The organism is Candidatus Ruminimicrobiellum ovillum (genome assembly GCF_002392975.1).
Taxonomy (GTDB): Bacteria; Elusimicrobiota; Endomicrobiia; order Endomicrobiales; family Endomicrobiaceae; genus Ruminimicrobiellum; species Ruminimicrobiellum ovillum.
On the sequence record NZ_DGIC01000002.1, the window covers coordinates 129,607 to 149,872 of the forward strand.

Annotated in this window: 1 protein-coding gene; it reads left to right on the forward strand. The window is 31.6% G+C overall.

Going from position 1 to position 20,266, the window contains the following annotated elements:
* Positions 1–22 precede the first annotated feature (22 nt).
* A complete protein-coding gene (locus B2Y85_RS00680; RefSeq protein ID WP_372518544.1) occupies positions 23–20,221 on the forward strand; it encodes a PEP/pyruvate-binding domain-containing protein in 20,199 nt (6,732 codons plus the stop codon).
* The last annotated feature ends 45 nt before the right edge of the window (positions 20,222–20,266 follow it).

Below are 20,266 nucleotides of genomic sequence, written 5' to 3' on the forward strand. Positions count from 1 at the left end.
TTATTTGTTACGGAGAAAAAATATGATAACACATCTTTTGAAGAAGAAGTTTAGTTCGGTAAAAATCTGTGCGGTAACAACCGCTTTGTGTTTTTTAATATCAACCGCAGGTTCAAGTTTATACGCTGTTCCCCTGGCGGAAACATCCGACCAAAAATACGAAAATCTGTTTAACAAAGCAAATGCCGTAAGTACGGAATACGGAAAAATAACATCAAGCAGAGACAGTAACAGTGATATAACGGTAATAAATATACAAGATTTGCATTGTCATCCTCAAACGCAAAGAAATATATCTAAAATAATTGCCGAAATTGCGGAAAAATATAATTTAAAAAAGATTTATGTCGAGGGCGGATACGGAGATATAGATACGGGTTGGTTGAATTCTGTAAAAGACGAAAATATAAGAAAACAAGTTGTGGAAAAATTGTTGAACGAAGGCATTCTTACCGGAAGCGAATATTATAAGTTAACAAATGACACTGAAGTGGAATTGAAGGGTATAGATGAAGAACAAATTCATAAAGATAATGTAAGAAGGTTATCATGGATTATAGCAAATCAAGCGAAATACGAAGATATAATAAAAAAGGTAGAAAACGAAATAGATACATTGGAAAATATATATGTAAATAACAGAAATAAAAGATTCAGTAAGAACATAGAAGATTATTCGACGAACAAAACAGACAGCAAAACATTCTATAAACAAATGTTGAAATATGTGAAAGATATTAATGCCAATCCGAACAGATATAATAATATTACCGCCATAAGATTGGAAAAGTATCCTAATATTTCTAAATTCGTAACATTAAGAAAAGTTTCAAAAGATATTAATTTAAAAGAAGTTACTCAACAATTGCAAATAGTGGTAAACGAATTGAAAAACAGATTGCCGTATGTTATATACACAAAATTTTTGAAAGAAACCGAAAATTTAAGTAACAGTCAAAAAGTTTTGGAATTGATAACTTTGTTGAGTGATAAAGAAAATATAAATTTAGAAAATTATAAATCATTAAACAATTTTCTTAAAACAAACTACATGACGAAAAAACTCAATCCTATAGATCTTGTTCAGGAAGAAAGTGAATTAATATTAGAGATAAGAAAAGCTCTTTCTTATAATAATGATGAGTATGAAATAACTTTTATATCTGATTTTAATAAGTATTTTAAAGATTATTTGGAATATAAGTTAACAGATGCAAGTTGGAAATATTTTGAAAAGAATTATGATATGTTCAGACAGATTTATGCCAAATATGCTGCCGTGGATAGAATAAAAGAGATAGAAGATGATTTTGAAGAAATAAATAAATATTACGACATAAACGATAAAAGAAATAATATATTTGTAAAAAATTTATTGAAAGACGAGAAAATAAGTTTAATCTCCGATAATCAGGTAAGGCAAGAAGAAGAAATATTAAAAAATTCAAAAGAAGTGATAATAGCCGTAACAGGTGGTTTCCATAGCACAGAATTGGAACAAATTTTGGCAAAAAACGATGTAAATACAATTGTAATAACTCCGAAAATATATGAAGATATAAAACAAGCAAACGATAAATATATCGAACTCATAGGATTGCAAAGCAGAGTGCAATCTCAGGCATTATCATACACTATCGCATCGTGTATATCTGATATCGATAAACAAAAATTGTTATTGTCGGCAGTAAAAGATATTGTAGGCGAAAATACGGAAACTTTGGAAAAGGTATTGGGAACAAAAGTAGATTTAAGTTTGTTGGATGAAACTTCCGTCGATATGAAAGCAAAAAATGAAGTGAAAAAAGTATTGGACACAACTGTCGAACGTTTGCTTCAATCCGTTCCGACAAACGGATTTAAGGATATTGTAATACCGGATATTGACGAATTAATGTTGTCTATGTCGGAACAATTGGTAAAAAGCGGAATATATTTCAGCAAAGGAATGGTATTGGACTTGGAAATTTTAGGAGGTAGAGACATACAAGGTATTCCTGCTGAAATTTATTCAAGAATGTTACCGAGCTTACAGAAAGCCTTAGTTGAAGTTTCGGAAAAATCCGAAGAAATCGAACAGGATATACAATATTTGTATGAAGATACCGGTGCTGTGCAAAGTGAATATGTGTATCTTGAGGACATAAATAAAAATCCGCAAAATTTTATTGATTCTTTAAAAGAAGCAATAACCGACAAAAAACTTATAGTTTTGCATGTGTTTAGAAATCCGGTTGATATCGGAAGTCTTGACAGAGAAGAACAGCAAAAACTGTATCATGCCATAAGAGATATGTTCTTTAAAATATATACCGATAAACCGTTGAATAATAATAACTTTGTTTCTCTTCCAGAAAATACGGATTATTTGAACTACGATATTCATTTCTTTTTGTTGGAAATATTGGAAAATTCATTTATGCACGGTAATATCGGCTTGGATAAACCGATATATGTTTATATGGATAAAAACGAACAAAACGAAATAAAAACTTTGAGAATATATAACAGAAATAATCCGCAAGATGATTCTGCTCAAATGAGAATTATAAGAATGAAATTGGCATTACTCGGAGGACAGCACAAAAGTAATGTTTTAATGAAACAAAATCCTTACAGAACATTTGAAGTCGATAGCAATTTTAAGGGTAAATTTTATAGAACTTCAAGTGACATAAAGCCCTTTTATGATGAGCAGGCTGCAAACTGGTTAAGCGCAAACAGAAATTCCGTAAATTATTTTTCGATTTTTAATTCATTACAATATAAGAATGCATTTTTTAACGGATTATCCAAAATACCTCATATTTGGGAAGAAATCGCATTTAGAGTAATTCCGGTAAGTTTGGCTATACTTTCAATGTCTTTTCCTGCGATATCCTTTTTAAGTGTTCCTTTGGGACTTATATTTTTTACGGTATGTCAAAATCAATTTATAAAAGCACATAATATAAGCGATTGGATTTCTCAAAACAACTTTACATGGAAAACAACCGATATTTTAAAAGCTACTTTATTTAATGTTTTTCCGAATGAAGAATTAAAAAACGATTTTAAAGATTATGCACAACGAACGGAAATAAAAGCTCAAACAAGAGAAAGATTTTTACCTACACTGCTATTATCCGTCCCTTATTTATATTCTTTACTTTTTGCATCAAGTATTCCGGTAGTCGGCTTAGCAACAATTGTAGGAGTATTTGTTCACAGATATTTAAATTTAATACTTAAAAACAAATTAAGTGTTTTCGGTGAGAGTATAAATTATGAACAGATAAAAGATATGGATTTTAACGATAAAAATAATTTACGGATTATAAGAACTATGATATCGCAACATCAATATAACGGTAAACTCTCTTCCATGGTTGTTGAGAAAGTTGATTTTAGTGATGAAGCTCAATTTAATTTATTATATGACTTACAACTTGTAAACGATGAAATATTATCTCAAATTGCGTCAAAATCCGACTTAAAAAATGTAAAGCACTTGGATTTAATACTACAATCCGCATTAAAGGCGGGATACTTGCTTAATTTTCAAAGATTGTTTTCTAAACTTATATCGGAAATGGATTTTGAAAATGAAGATACGTTAAAAGTTTTATCCGATTTCTTATCGAGCAAGACTAATATGTTAAGTGATACAAATATTATATTGATTCTTAAAAAATTAGATTTTAATAATAACGAACATATCAAATTATCGGAAATTCTTTCAAAACAAAATTCGACTGCTGCAGATGTGATTTTTAATTATTTGATGGAAAGAAATATCGATCTTAACGACGAAAGATATAATATCGTATTTAAAACTCTTATAGATGTGATAGTATCGAAATACGATTCTTACAGAAATGCCGAAAAATATTTCGAAACTAATATCTTAAAGCTGCCGGCAAATACATATCAGGGAAAATATGCCCTAACTAAATTAATAGATTTAATACATTCTAAATTGATTGCTCACCAAAATAAATATTTAAAAATTGTTAACGGTCATATTGTGTTAAGAGTTAATGAAAACGGCACGGATCCGATTTTTGAAAATATTTATGCTTTTACACAAGATTTGGCTGCACATAGAGATTTATTTGATGATGAGTTAAAAACAATTTTTGATGGATTAATGGCAGATGTTGAATTTTGCGAAAAAATGGAATCGAAAACACCGAGAAGACTTTATTCGAGAAGGACAAAAGTTTCCGATTCTACCGAAGATAACATAACATTGGAAGAATTTTGTGAGCAAAAAGGTTTATCTGTAATAAAACAAACACCCAATGTGTTTTTCGACAGCAGAAGATATTCTTTTACGGGTGTGCTGAATTTTCTTGCGGGAAACAGATTGAAACCCGTACAACACAATCCTACATATATTATGACAACAGATACGGTAGATGCCGAAAATCTTGACGGTATTATTAAAAGTTTCGATGTTTATATGAAACTTTTGGATGAAAATTTGTATGTTTTAAGTAAGTTTGCACAAGTGAATGATTTTTCATCGCAATTTGACGATGTCGTGCAACATATATATATTATGATAAATTGTTTGGAGCAAATAAGTCCGAATAATGTCGGTTATTTTAAAACATCACTTAAAAATATATTGGATAAAGTTAAAAATAATCAAACCAATATCGCAGAGCAAAAGGAGCTTACAGAATATAAATCCGGAGGAAATTTTGCAGACGGAGTAACCACAATAAATACTCTCGTTAACAGAATACATCAGCAGGCAAATTTCTCTTTCTTATCGAAAGCTATGGGAACGATAGGAGATTATCAACAAGCTGGGCATAATATTTTGGTTTCCAAAAACGATAATTTAATATCCGCATACAATTTGTCTTCGAAAACAATAACACCTCAAATAAGCAGCCTGTTGTCCGATTTGGCTGAAAATCCGGATTTTTCAACCAATACGGATACTCCTATTTTTATAAAAGATAATATATTCTTGTGGGTAGCTAAATTAGGGGCACATTCGGTTAGAATTCTTATAGATTTTAACGAAGATACAAAATCCATACTTGTGGATTTTCATGAAGGTGCGATAGATGACGGAAGTACAATCAGAATTAAAATGTTGACGGACATTTTAGGAAGTAAGGGATTTAAAGTTTCACAGTCTCTTCAAGATTTCGAAAACAGAAGATTACCCGTAGGTATAGTTGCAAGACTTGATAAGGATACCGGATTATCAAATGATACCGACTTTAATAATTTGGCAAAGCAGGCAATAATACTTTTTAATAATGCGGCTTCATTGAATAATCTTATACATAGTGATTTCCAAATTAAACAAAATGTCGATGTGGCAAAACAAGCAATAATGGATATATATTCGAGATATTATGCATTGGGGCCGATAAGAAGTAATTTTGTCAGAACTGCTTTTAACAGCAGAAGAAACCTTAACGGAATTTTAAAATCTCTCGGTTTACCGCTGATACCGAGAAAAGAAAACGGTTTTTGGACATTTTTGAAAGTAGGAATGTTTAGACTGGGATTTATAAAAACATATGGTCAAAACACAATAGACCAATATGTAAATAAACCTGTAGAACGGGCATTTGCCGCAGGATACTTAAAAATAAACGAAAAAGGCGAACTTGAAAGAAACAAAGATTATAATCCTGTTTCATCCATGACGGACAAAATAAAAGAAATATTTGAAGATAATACCGGAAACGAAGTTGAAACGGATATGTTAAATCAGGGTGCGATAATATCACAGCTGCCGGAACAAATATTGAATCTTACAAGTGTCGGGCAAATAGGCGACTACGTGTTAAAGACCGGATATATAAAACTAAATAACGGAAGATTGGATGAAAATATAAAAGGAGAATTTTTATCCGTAATAACATTGACCGATAAAAACGGAATTATAAGATATACATCGAGTGAAATTGCGGGATATCCCGAAACAATGAATAATAAATCCGGCAGAATAAATTTAAATATGCAGCAATTGAAACAACTTCTTACGGCGGAAGGATACGAAGTTTCTTCTCCAGAAGTATTAACCGATTCTGAAATTTTAAATTACAGAACGAAATTGTCGGAAAGAATAATAGAAAATATTTCTCCCGTTGCATACGGCACAATAATTTCTTTGCCGAAACAACAAAAAAACACAATATTTGCAAGAATGTATGGTAAGAAAAGTTCATTCGGTATATATGTTGATAATTATGCAAGTCCGGAAAATGTTACGGAAGCCGCCAAATACGATGTGTCGTTATTTACCGGAGGTTCATATTCAAGTCATGCCGGTATAGTTTTAAGAGAATATGAAAAGACGGCAATGATAGTAAATGATTCCGTAATAGTAGACGGAAAAATGAAAATAAAATTTTATCAGCCGAAAGGCGAGATTGTTCGTGATGAAAAGTTGGAAACATTGGAATTGGAAGAAAAAGAAATAGAATTAGAACCGAATGATATATTGTTAATAGATACACAGAACAATAAAATAATGTTATTTGAAAGTAAAATATTTAAGAAAGGAAGAACAGGAAATATTTTATTTGAATTACAAAGATATATAGATAAAAAAGATGCGGAAAAAGTAAAAGAATTTATTAACAAATATAAAAATAGTACTTTAAAAGATAAAATTATAGAATACATATATTATCAGTCTGCAGATAATTCTTGGCTTGAAAGTTTGTTGGATGTTGAAACCGAAACATACAGAAAACAACCTTCCGTAATAACACAGAGAACCATTGCAAAAAAAGTTTTGCAAATAACGGACTTTGTTAAACATACAAGTAAAAACTCTGTATACAGATTCGGAGAAAAACAGTCTTTGGATGCTTCGACCGTAGGAACAAAGTCTGCAAATCAATCAAAATTATTCTTAACATTGGAACAGTTAAAGAAAGAAACCGGAATAACAAATGTTGCGGTTCCGGAAGGAATAGTTATAGGTTTTGATATATTGGAAAAACTGCTCGGTGAAAAATATGTGAAGTTGTATGAAGAATTGGAAGCAATTGTTGAAGATGAGTTCTACACGGAAGAAGAAAAAGCGGTAAATATTCGGGATGTAATGACAGAGTTAAAGTTTGTAGTTGAAAATCTTTCCGAAGAAGAAATAGCAGATTATATAGGAAAAGAAAATTTAGAAATATTCGGAAACAAAAAGGTAATTGTAAGATCATCGGGAGTGGGGGAAGATTCTCAAGAATATTCCGCGGCAGGTATAGCTGAAAGCTACGGTTCCATACAATACGAAAATATTTCTAAAGCCGTAAAAGATACATTATTGTCTTTCTTTTCACAGAGAGCTGCGGATTATATGTCTAAATCTTCAAATGTTATAAAGCCTGCGGTACTAATAGAAGAATGGATAGATGCCGATAAAGCCGGCATTATGATGAGTGAAGATAATGACGGACATAGAATAATACAGGTTATTAACGGACAAGGTGAAGATATAGTTTCCGGAAGAAAAACACCATATACCTTTACAATGGATATGAAAAGCGGAACAAAAATCGACGGAAATTATACGAATAAAAAAACATTAACAAAAGAAAGACTTGAACAATTAACAAAAATAATGGAGTGGCTTGAACAAGTTGAAGGTGTTCCGGTAGATATAGAATTTTTAATAAAAGATGACATTATTTATATAGTCCAAGTAAGACCTGTTACAACTTTAAAAAGACAAAATTTAAAAGAATTGCCGAGAAGTTTATTTGAAAGTGTAGAATCTGCCTATGAATCTTTAAATTTAAAACAGAAAAACAGATTGTCTAAAGATATAGAAACCGTAAAACAAAGTTTTCGACAATATGAGTATGATGAATATGAAATTGAAAGTTTGTTGAGAGATTTTGTTAAAGCAGAGAGAAAATTTTTGGATGCCGATAATAAAAATTATAATGTTGATTTAACCTCTCTTATAAAAACAAAAGAAGATTTGGTTAGAATAACAACTTTAGTAAAAGAACTGTTGAGATTAAAAATAACCAAATTGGAAACCGATAACAATATGTTTGGATTGAAAATATTTTTAAACCCGGATTTCAATCGTATTATAAATGAAAACTTGGATGGCTTTTTTGATAAAACAATATCGTTTGTTCAAAAATATTACATAGCATTATCCGTATCAAGGTTTTTAAGCGGTATAGTTGATATAAGTAACCGGGATTACGATGTTGCACAATTTAATGATATTGTTAAAGTTGCTGCCGAAATGTATATATCGGCATTGGAAAATCAAAAAGACAGAGTTGTAGCCGACAAAAACACAAGGTTTATTTCTCTTTCTGCGGTTTCAAGTTATGATCAACCTTTTGAAGATGCCGGACTTAAAAAATTATTGGAAGTAATGGAAATACCGCTTGATTCCGATAAAATTTCTCTTATTAATTCGGATTTTGTTCCCGCAACAGATGCGAAAAGTGAATTTCTAAAACAAATATCCGCATTAAAATCCGAAGAATCGGTTTTCATTTCTTTTGACGGACACGGATTTCCTAATTCTCTTGAGGTAGGTTTTAATTCCGAGATATCGAGTGAAGAATTTGCAAAAGCTTTAATTCAAGCATATAACAACGGAATGGATTTAAATAAAATAACGATTAATTTAAGTTCATGTTTTTCGTGGTATTTTGCAGATAATATTTATGATGCATTAAATAAGGAGTTCGACAGATTAGAACAAAAAGGTAATGCGGTAAACAGACAGTTTCCTGTAATTTGGGCTTCTGCCGGTCATGAAACGGTATATGGTTACTCCACATATTACAGAGAGAACGGTCAACTTACGGCAATGAGTAACGAATGGAACGGATTATTGACTTCAATATCACAAACTAAACCGGAAAATATAACGGTTAAAAATCTTTTACAGGCAATGACGGTTGTGGGATATTCAAACCCGACATTGTTTGTATATAGTGATTTTGTTCAAAAGGTTATTGAAAGAGGAACCGAACAAATACTTGAGATAGACAGCGGAAATAAAACATTTGAACAATCTTTAACGATAGGCGAAAGGTTAAAAAAACTTTTTAAAGCAAAGAAACTGCATAATAATCACATTAGCTTTTTCGAATTATCTGTTTTTAAACCGTTAAAAGACGAGAATGCGATTTTTAACTTTTTGGATAAAACCGCGCCTGTATGGGAAGAACTCTTTTTTAAAGCTCTTCCTGTGAGTTTAACGTTGTTGCCGTTTATGTCTGTGTTTGTTGTTCCGGTAGCTTTAATATTATTTGCTGTTCTTCAAGTGCAGTTTGTTAAAGCACATAATGTAACTTTATGGATAAAGCAAAATGCCTCAAGCCAAAACGGTTTCAAGTGGACAACATCGGACATTTTAAAAGCAACTTTGTTTAATGTGTTCCCTTCGGAAGAGCTAAAAAGAGATTTCGATTTTGAGCAAAGAATAAATTACGATGAACAAACAAAAGGAAGAATTTTGCCTGCGATATTATTGTCCGTTCCGTATATTTATTCAATACTGTTTGCTTCAAATATATTCGGATTTGTTTTATCTTTTGTTATCGGTATGCTGTTGCATACTGCTTTAAATTCGCTGTTTAATAAAACAAAAATTGTTGAAGAAGACGGAGGATATGATGCTTTCTGGGACAAATTGTCATCATTGGAAGATCAAGATGTTCCCACATTTACTCAATATTTATCGAAAAGAGAAATTTTGGATTTAAAAGAAAAACAGGAACAGGAACTTTTATCTAAAATATTTGACAGATATTCTTTGTCAGAGCAAGAAGCCGAAGATTTCGTAAACAAAATTAATTTAGAAGATATAAATCAAAGTTCGTATTTGTTGAGTATGTTTGCGGAACAACTTACAATGTCGACAGAAAACAGAAGAATGATAGTCAGAACTTTGGTTAAAAAAGTCGATTTTAACAATAAAAATCAACTTGCGTTTATCCGTAATATTATATTGGATGAACATTCTTACGGCGTTGATTTGGATATGCTTTTTGTTTTGTTGGAAAAATTGGATTTTCATAATGCCGAACATTTAAAACTTTTAACGGATCTTTTAAAATCCAAAACATATGATAGAAGTTTTCAAAATGTGAGTATCAATAATAAAATTGTGGAAAAAATAGATGCTGACGACACCAAACAGTTGGAATTATTTAAGTTGTTTTCGTATATAAGTGACAGAACTTTATATTCTTTTGTATCAAAATTTAATTTCAGTGACGAAAATGCTTCGAAAATATTTTTTAAATCTGTTCAAAGAACCGATATATTACATCAACCGAATACTTTTGAATTAATATTGAGTAAATTGAATTTAAGAAATCCGTCCGAATTTAAAATGTTATCGGATATGATTGAAAAAGAAGAGTATATTAATCCGTCTGTTATAGATAAAGTTTTTAAAGTTTTGGATTTTTCGGACAGAAATCATATAAACCTGGTGAAAAACATTGTTAGTAAAAGTAATGTGGAAATACAGGTTCTCGATTTAATTGAACAATATTTGAATTTGAACAATAAAGAACATGTAATAATATTAAAAGAATTGTGTAAGAACATATTTGCAAAAAACACGAGAGATTCTCATATCGTTCAATATAGAAAGTTGAAAGATAAAATCGACACATTTAACATTTCCGATATGACTGATAAAGAAAAATATATCCTTCAATTGCTTGCAGACGAGTTAATATTGAATATGCAGGACTTGTTAACCGATATACAGAATAACAATGTCGAAGCAAGAGACGATAAAATGATAGTGAATTTAATAAGCCCTCAGGAATTTGAAGCCTTAATCGAAATGAAAAATCTTTTGTCAAATTTTGAAAGCATATTGTCAAAACAAACGATTGCCAATTTTACAAGTTTAACGGAACAAATAGATTATTTTGAAAGAATGAGAGCTAAAGAAGTAACAATAGAAGATTTTGCTGCAAAATACGGATTTAATGTTTTGCAACAAACACCGAATGTATATTTCGATAGCGACAGATATTCTTTTACAAAAGTATTAAGTTTGTTTCCGTCAAAAGTATTAAAACATAAAACAAAAAAACTTGCACCGACATATTTCATAGAAAGAGCGGAACTTGAAAAACAAAGTTTAAAAACCGTATTGAAAAAATTTGACTCATATATGAAACTTCTTGATGAAAATATGTATGTTTTAAATAAGTTTACAAATGTAACGGCTTTTGATTCTCAATTTGATGATGTGGTAAATCACATAAACTTAATGATAGATTATTTATCTGCTTTTGATGCTGCCGATGCAAGTTATTTCAGAAGAGTATTAAGAACTATTTTAGACGAAATAAGAAACGAAAGAACAACGATTGCCGAACAGAAAACTTTCTCAACCGGAAGAGGAAAAGATGTTAGCGATATTACGACGATAAACAGACTTATTAACAGTATTCATCAACAGGCTAATATGGATTTTGTTAAGAATATAAGAAGTACCGCAAGTTTATCTATGAGTAAAGTTCAAAATGTTTTTGTTACAAAAGGTGATAGAACCGTTAAAGCATATAATTTATCCGAAAACGAAATAAATCCCAATATTAAAAGATTGCTGCTTTTGTTGGCTGAAAATCCGGATTTTTCAACTCGTGACAATTCTCAAATATTTATTAAAGACAATGTTTTCTTGTGGAACGGTTTATTAGGCGACCATTCCGCAAGAGTTTTAATTGATTTTAACAGAGAAAATGAAAATATCTTTATAGATTTTACGGAAGCGGAAAAAACACCTCAAAGCAGATCAAGAATATTAACATTAAGAAAAATATTGAGCAGTTTCGGATTTTCGGCAAACTTATATAACGGCGATTACAACTTGGTTGCAACAGTAAGCAAAGATACAGGTTTGGCAAATGATACGGATATCTGTGAAATGGCACAAAGAGCAATGGTTCTTTTAAGTAATGCCGCTTCTTTATACAGAGAACATATTCCGGTTCAGGTAATAGAAACGGCAAGTATGGGAATTATGGATCTTTATCGTAAATGTTTCTTTGTATCTGCGGATAACAACATTGTTCAAACAAGGGTTAACGATATCAAATTCTTTAACAATATTTTGAATTATTTACAACTACCTGAAATTCCGCAATCCGAACCGAGTATGGCTTCAAGAGTTAAAGCGGGCTTTTTGTTTAAAAGAAAAGTAAGAACGCTCGGTCAAAACACAATAGATAAATATGTAAATAAACCGATAGAACAGGCTTTTGCCTCAGGATATTTAAGAATAAACGAAAACGGTGAATTGGAAAGAAATTCGGAATACAATCCCGTATCGTCAATGAAAGATAAAATAAAAGATATACTTGATGCACCGTTGGGGCAGACACAAGAAAGCGATATGTTAAATCAGGGAGCGATTATAAGTCAGATACCGGAAAGGGAAATGAATTTTACAAGTGTCGGGCAAATAGGCGGATATGTAGTAAAAACAGGATATATGAAGTTAAGCAACGGGATACTCGGAAGTAAAAATAAAGGAGAATTCTTAGCAGTAACCATACTAACGGATAATAACGGAATAATAAGGTACAGTTCAAGCGAACTTGTCGGCTTTACCGACAGTATAAACAGTAAATCCGGAAGAATAAGTTTAAATTACAGGCAATTGAAAACAATATTGGAAAACGAAGGTTATGCAATAAATCTTGCTGAAAAATTCACAAACGGAGAGCTTGTAACTTACAGAAACAGATTAAAAGAAAGTATAGTAAATACAGCAACTCCTGCAGCATACGGAGCAATGATATCAAGTTCGCAGGAACAGAGAACAGTTGTAGGAATTGTTAATGCCGAAGCGGATAATGGCGGCTTATATATCGACAAATATGCAAGTCCCGAAAATATTACGGAAGCTTCTCAATACGATATGTCGTTGTTTACGGGCGGTTCTTATTCAAGTCATGCGGGAATAGTGTTAAGAGAATACGGAAAGACGGCAATGATAGTAAATGATTCCAGACTGGTTGACGGTAAAATGAGAATAAAAGTATATCAACCCAAAGGTGGTATAGATAAAGACGGAGAATTGGAAACAAGGGAATTGCAAGAAAATGAAATAGAGTTACAACCTAATGACATAGTATTGGCAGACACTCTAAACAATAAAATAATATTGTTTGAATCCAAAGTGTTTAAGAACGGAAAAACAGGAAATATTTTATTTGAATTACAGGAATATATAGATGAACAAAATATAGAAAGTGTAAAAGAATTTCTTAACAGATACAAAAACAGCAGCATAATAGATAAAATTATAGAATACATATATTATCAGTCGGCCGATAATTTATGGATTAACGATATACTTGCCGATTACAATCGACAAGGACTAAGCAATATAGCTTCGTCGGAAAAAGCAGAAAGAATTATCAATCAAATTCAGCTAAAGTTTAACTGGTTTTTACCTCATTCGGCTTCTGATAAAGTATACAGATTCGGAGAAAAAGAATCTCTTGATGTTTCAAAGGTAGGAACAAAATCCGCAAATCAATCCAAATTATATTTAGCCGTAGAACAATTAAAAAAAGAAACCGGCATAGATAATGTAAGAGTTCCTAACGGTATTGCAATAGATTATACGATTTTAGAAGATTTACTGGGCCAAGAATATGCAGACCTGTATGCCCAATTCGAATCAATTATAAAAAATAAAAACAAAAACGAACAAGATTTACAACAACTTGAAGAAATTATCTCTCAAATAATTGATTTAATAAACGGTATAAGCAACAGTAAAATAAAAGATTATATCGGTAAAAAGAATTTAAAATCTCTTAAAAATAAATTATCAATAGTAAGATCTTCCGGAGTAGGTGAAGACGGAAAAGCATATTCTGCGGCCGGAATAGCCGAAAGTTACGGACAAGTTGAAACGGAAAATATTCCTCGTGCCATAAGAGATGTTTTGAAATCTTTCTTCTCTCAAAGAGCAACCGGGTATATGATGAATTCCGGGAATGTTATAAAACCTGCCGTTCTTATTGAAGAATGGGTTGAATCCGATAAAGCCGGAATTATAATGAGTGAAAATTCCGATGGTAACGGAATAATACAAGTTGTAAACGGGATTGGAGAAGATATCGTTTCCGGAAGAAAAACTCCGTATTCTTTTGTAATAGATATTGAAAGCGGTGAAAAAATAGACGGTAATTATACCGGAAAAGAAACCTTAACTTCCGATATGGTTTCGAACCTAACCAAAATAATGAAATGGTTGGAGCAGGTTGAAGGTGTACCGGTAGATATAGAATTTTTAATAAAAGATGATATTATATATATAGTTCAGGTAAGACCGATAACGACACTTGAAAATGATTTGGATTTGGGAGAAGAACAAGAAGAAGAAATAACCGATGATTCCGAATCGGATACGAAAATACCCTCAGCCGGTTCCGATGAAGAATATGTTTCTCAATTTGAAGTTATAGAACCCGTCGAGAAAGTTTCCGGAACAGATGAACTAACGGAAGAAACAGACAGCGATGAAGAAGATTTTATAGAGGAAGAAGATGACGGTTATCCGAAAGCAAAAGGAAGCTCGAAAAAATCAAAATCATCTAAATCAAAAAAGAAAAATAAAAAAAGTAAAAAGAAAGGAAGTAAATCGTCATCAAGATCCGTAAGAACAACATCAAGTTCTTCTTCTTCCGTAAACGACAATGATATTCGTCAACCTGCAGGATATTCTTTAGATGATATAATAGACGGTTTTACAAAATTAGCACAATCTAAAGATTCTTTTGACAGTTCTTTAGAGATAAGCGAGAAACAAATAAAAGAAGTTCTTTCAAGAGCAGGTTTATCCAAACAAGAAATAGATAAAATAGATTTTAGTGAAGGGTTACCTGATTATGTCGTTACATTATTGAAAAACAGAAATTCTCAAGTTACGGGAACAACGATAGATCCGAGAAAGAGTTTGATGGAAAATTTAAAAGAACATCCTATATTGTTTGCTATGGCTGTAGAAACTTTTATGAGAGTTTACGATAAAGCCCTTGGAGATAATGCAACTTTCGGAGATCTTTTGTCTTATATAGAACTAAGATATGCTAAAAGACTTTATGAGGCAACATGTACCGATTTAAGAGGTTATTTCGGTGAAATATATTTGATAAACACTTTAATAGCGGGAATAATTCCCGATAAAAGAGCAGGACCTATAATAATAAGACCGGAGTTACCTTCCGATAATACAGGAAGAGGATTTGATATATATGATATAAACAGAGTTAAAATACAAGTGAAAACGGGCGGAAGCGAAATTGTTCGTCATCATTTCTCCAGGTATTGGGCTCCGTCTTCAAGAAGTACCGAACAAGGTATGATTGCAATACCTGTAATAACCACAAAAAATGTAAAAAATAATAGTTTTTCAAGAGATAACAGAGTTCAAGGTATGGATGTTACTACGGAAACCGTAACAAAGTTTGCTCATGAATTTGTTTCCGCTTTGCATGGTATTGCCTTTAAGAGAAGTAATCCTGCAATAAGAAATTTAAAACTTTCGGAATTAATCGATAACTTTAAAGGTTTTGATACCGAAAATCCCATGACTGTTGATGAATTATTGGATTTGTTAAACAAAAATCAAACAACTGTCGCAAAAAAAACAAAAACAAGCACGAGAGTTATTCCGGTAAATAAAGTAATAGATGTTAATCCGAGAAGAATAAATGTAGACATTGTTGTAAATCAGGATATAGTTGTAAATGTAAATTCCGAACAAATAGATGTTTTATATATTGATGGCGGACAAATTTTTCTTAATGAAGAAGATAAAAAGGAAATTCCGAAAGAAGATTATTCTCTATATGGTATAGAAAATGTTGAATATGATGAAAACGGGAATGTTGCTTATGTGACATTTAAAGAAGGAGTTACATTCAGCAATTTGACGATTGACGGAATGCCTAAAGGCTCGGAAGAAAACAATGTTTCTTTTTCGGATGAAATCGAGGGTTTGAATGCAGATACACAAACGGAAGGATATATAGATGTATATCTCGACGGAGATGTTGATGAAATTTGTCATTTGATAAAGAAAGCCGCAACAGAAAACAAATTAGCGGTTTTCCATTTGTTTAAAGAAGGATTTAAAACTTCTCAATTAACTCCAAGTCAACTTTTATATGTATATAAACAAGCGGTGTCATTAATTTCAAACAGGTTTCAATTATCGGATATTTTTTCACATGCTTTTGACGATTCTCAATATACCGACTATGGTATAGATTTCTTCTTTGAAGAAATATTAAAAAATGCATTAATTCGCGGAAATTTCGGAATGTTCGAAGAGCCTGTAGCTTTGCATATTAAATTGGATGAAGATTCTAATTTGTCAGGATTTTCGGTTTATAATAAGTCAAATGAGGGACAAATTTATAAACATAAAGAAGTTTTGGCAAGAGCATCACATTTTATGTTTACCGGTGATAGCAGAAGTACCGATATAATGCTCAACAACCCGGTAAGAAAGTATACTTTGGATGAAGTTGCCATAAACGGAACGGAATTCAAAAAAGCGGAAGTTTCTTTAAGAGATGTTATTGATATGGAATTGTATCACTTGGAACAAGATTATAAACAATCTCAAGAAAATGTTTCCATTAAAGATATAGCTTTACAATCCGATACTACTGTTAATGAATTATACAGATTGGGCTTTGAAAAATATAAAAAACAATATTTATCCGAAACAGGCAAAACGGAAATCGAACTCACATTTGAAGAGTTGATATCCATAGATGAAAAAGCAGAAAAATACAGATACACTTTTGAAGGTTTAATCAAAGGTGTAGGATTAGAAAAGTTTTCGTTCTTTTCAAAAAATTTCTTGCCCGCCCACAGCAAAGCATCAATACCAATGATAGTGGCTGCTACGGTAATAAGATTGTTGTCGATAGGTGTCGGAATGGTAGTTACAGAATTTGCTTTCTCTTTGTTGCCCGAGATTTTTTCAGCTGTTATACCTTCCGCATTTATGTCGGTATCACCGGTTATTTATGCGGCAATATCTGCGGCTGTCGGTGCAGTATCTGCGTTAATTTCAAGCTTATCAATGCATTTCTTATGGAATGTTCTTGCCGTTAAAACAAACAATAAAAATTTTGTTCTCCAAACAGATATGTATGCAACGGACAGTTCCGAAAAAGGAAAGTTTTTTAATCATCCGTTGTCTAAAATTTTAAAACCGATAAATTTAAGTAAAGAAATTAAAGACAGTGAAATACCGTCGACTTTTGTTGAACAGGCAAAACTTAGCGGTGCACAATTTATTTCGATTTACGATCTTGTAAGATATCTTGGAAAATTAAAGAAAAAAGATTTTAGAAATAATGAAGGAATTGAAAAATACAGATCACCGATCGGATATGTTCATTTTATGCACAGACAGGCTTTTGAAAATGAAAAGAAATTTGTTGAAAACAGTTTCGGATTTGCTTTGGGATTAAGTTATGTTCCTGTTTTTGAAGGATCAAAAAGAAAAGTAAATTTAGTTCGCGGTATTTGCGAAAGAAACGATTTGGTTTCTTGGGAAAGAGGTTATGAGTATTTTTACGGGAAGGAGTATTCCGCAAAGAGAACAGAAGAGTATATGGATGAAGTAAGAGCATTAACTTTGGAATATAATAAAAAAATAGTTTTCTTCTTGCCGAGAAATTTATTTTCGCACGATTTTTCGTTTAAAACAAGAGAAGAACTTGAGTATATACAAAAACATCCGGAACTTTGGGAACATGTTGTTTTTGTTTTCGGAACATACGATTGTCTGAATATACAAAGTGAAGATGTCTTTAATAAGTATTTTAATGATAACGGCACCGTTGAAGATGAAATGAGATTCTTTTCTACAATGAAAAGACTTCTTTCGACTCCCAACCATTTTATGGAAAGGAAAAATAATTTAATTACAAAGTTAGAAAGCAAAGGACTTATGAAATTTTTCAAAAATACATTTTCTTTATCTTTAGACGGAATGATTAAGACTGTAGAAGTTTTAAGAGAACTTGAATATTCTAAAAAACAAAACGGTATAGAAAATACCGATGCCGTATCAAGATTAAGAACCGATATTGAAGAAAATAACAGAAGACAGGTATGCTTTATATGTACGGCAAATATAAACAGAAGTGCAGTTTCTCATTTGTTATTTGAAGACAGATTATCAAAATTAGGTGTGGATAATATTTCCGTGGTTTCCGCGGGATTATTACCTGTGTCCGAAAAGAGTACGGACGCAATGCTTACTTTAGGACAAGATTACAAAAAAATACTTGAAGATTTTGATGTCGATCCCGATCTTATAGAAAATTTCCGTTCGGAAGAATTTTCCAAAAAGCATGCAGCTTCCGACTATTTCATTGTTGTAAGTCAAAAGCATAAAAATGTGTTAATGGAAAGATACAATATCAGTCCGGATAAAATTCTTTTATATTCGGATCTTGATCCCGAATTTAAAGAAGATGCTTTACCGGATCCGCAAAAATTAAAAATATCCAAAGCAGATATGGTTAAATTGGTTAGCAGTATCTTCGACAATTCATTATTCAATATCGTGTCTGTTTTGAAGTTGGATAAAATAGCAACTGCCATTATGAGAATAAAATCAAAAATTACACAACATGTGTCTATAAATTATAAAGATATTAAGTCTTCGGATATAGAACAATTGACGAATATTTTGGAAAGAGCTGATCAACAGTCAGAACAATCGAATTTAATAGATGTTTACATTATCGAAGATATAGAGCAGTTAAAAGATAGGTATGAATTGATAAACACCGGAATAAAAGCAGATGGCGTAAGTATATATAAAATAAAGGTGGGAAGAACTTTGGTATATGGTGCTAAAGGTATTCCGAGACTGAAAACGGTTAAAACAATAAATGAAACGGAACAAATAAAAGAAGATGTGAAATCGATACTTTCCATAACCGGAGAAATAGAAACCGACGGAATAATAGTAAGAAACGGAGAAGGTATAGGATTAAATGAAGGTCTGTTGGAAATAGGTGCTATGGAATTATACGGGAAAACCGAACAAGAGGAAAAAGATTTTATGTTGTCGTGCTTAGAAATAAACAGAGCAATGGGAATAATGTTCGGACAAAAGACGATAATCGGATTGGAAAGTATGGGTGAAACAGAGTTAGATAAGTTGAAAACAGCATTGGAAAAAGGAAGAATGAGAAAAGTTATAACGGAAGCACAATTCAAAAAATTAAATTTAAGTGTAGAATATATATCCGATTTAAGACAAAACGGTATAGAAATCTATTTGGATAAAATAGATAAATCAAAAGAGGATATGCCCAATTATGAAGCAATGGGAATATCAGGAGAAATAATAAGAGATAAAGACGGTATAAAAATAAAAGATTACGGTATTGGTGATGAGGTGGAAATTAAAGAAATTTTAACGAATCCCGATAACATAGAAAAAGAAATAATAACTTCCGATAAGCCGTTAATGATAGGTGTAGATGTTTTAATAGAACATTTTGTTAAACAAAGAAATATAAAGACCGTTCAAAGAGAATTTGCGGCATTATTCTTAGGAAAAATAAAAATGAATTTGAAATTGGGAGAACTTACATCGGAAGATATGGAAAGGATAATATACAATGTAGATTATAATAAAATTCCCGAATTAAATTTATCGGAACCGTTACAGGAATACAGTAAAGAAGATATACAAATAAAATTAAACTCTCTGCTTATGAATATAGATGAAAACAGTGAAATAGGAATAATATTAAATACTATTCGCAGAAGTAAAAATTTGAAAGAGGGACCGCTTACGGAAATAATCAAAGAAAGAATTTTGGCAAAAACAGCCTTGTCGAAACAGAATAAAGAGTTCGGTTTAAAAGATAAGAATTTAGAGAAATTGTTAGGACATATGTTGATGTTACAACTTGATAACAGCGATAAAAACGGAACTAATTTTATGTATAAATCCAAAGATGATAAACAAGAAAGGGAAATGAACGGAACTAAAGAAGATATTGCAGGTAAGATAACGGCAGAAAGGAAAATAGTTGATTCCGAAAAAAGTGCAAGAAGGGATGTTGCAATAAATACTATAATACAAATAATATTAATATACGGTGACGATTATAAGAACAAACAGGTAACCTTAGAGAAAAAAGAAGATCTTATTACAGGTTGCAGAGCAATGTTAGCCGCCGCCTAACGGCAGAAGATTGGATGATTAGAAGAATGGAAGAATAGATGTGTA

Coding starts and splice junctions, on each gene's coding strand:
- B2Y85_RS00680 (WP_372518544.1), top strand. CDS start 23: ATGATAACACATCTTTTGAAGAAGAAGTTTAGTTCGGTAAAAATCTGT.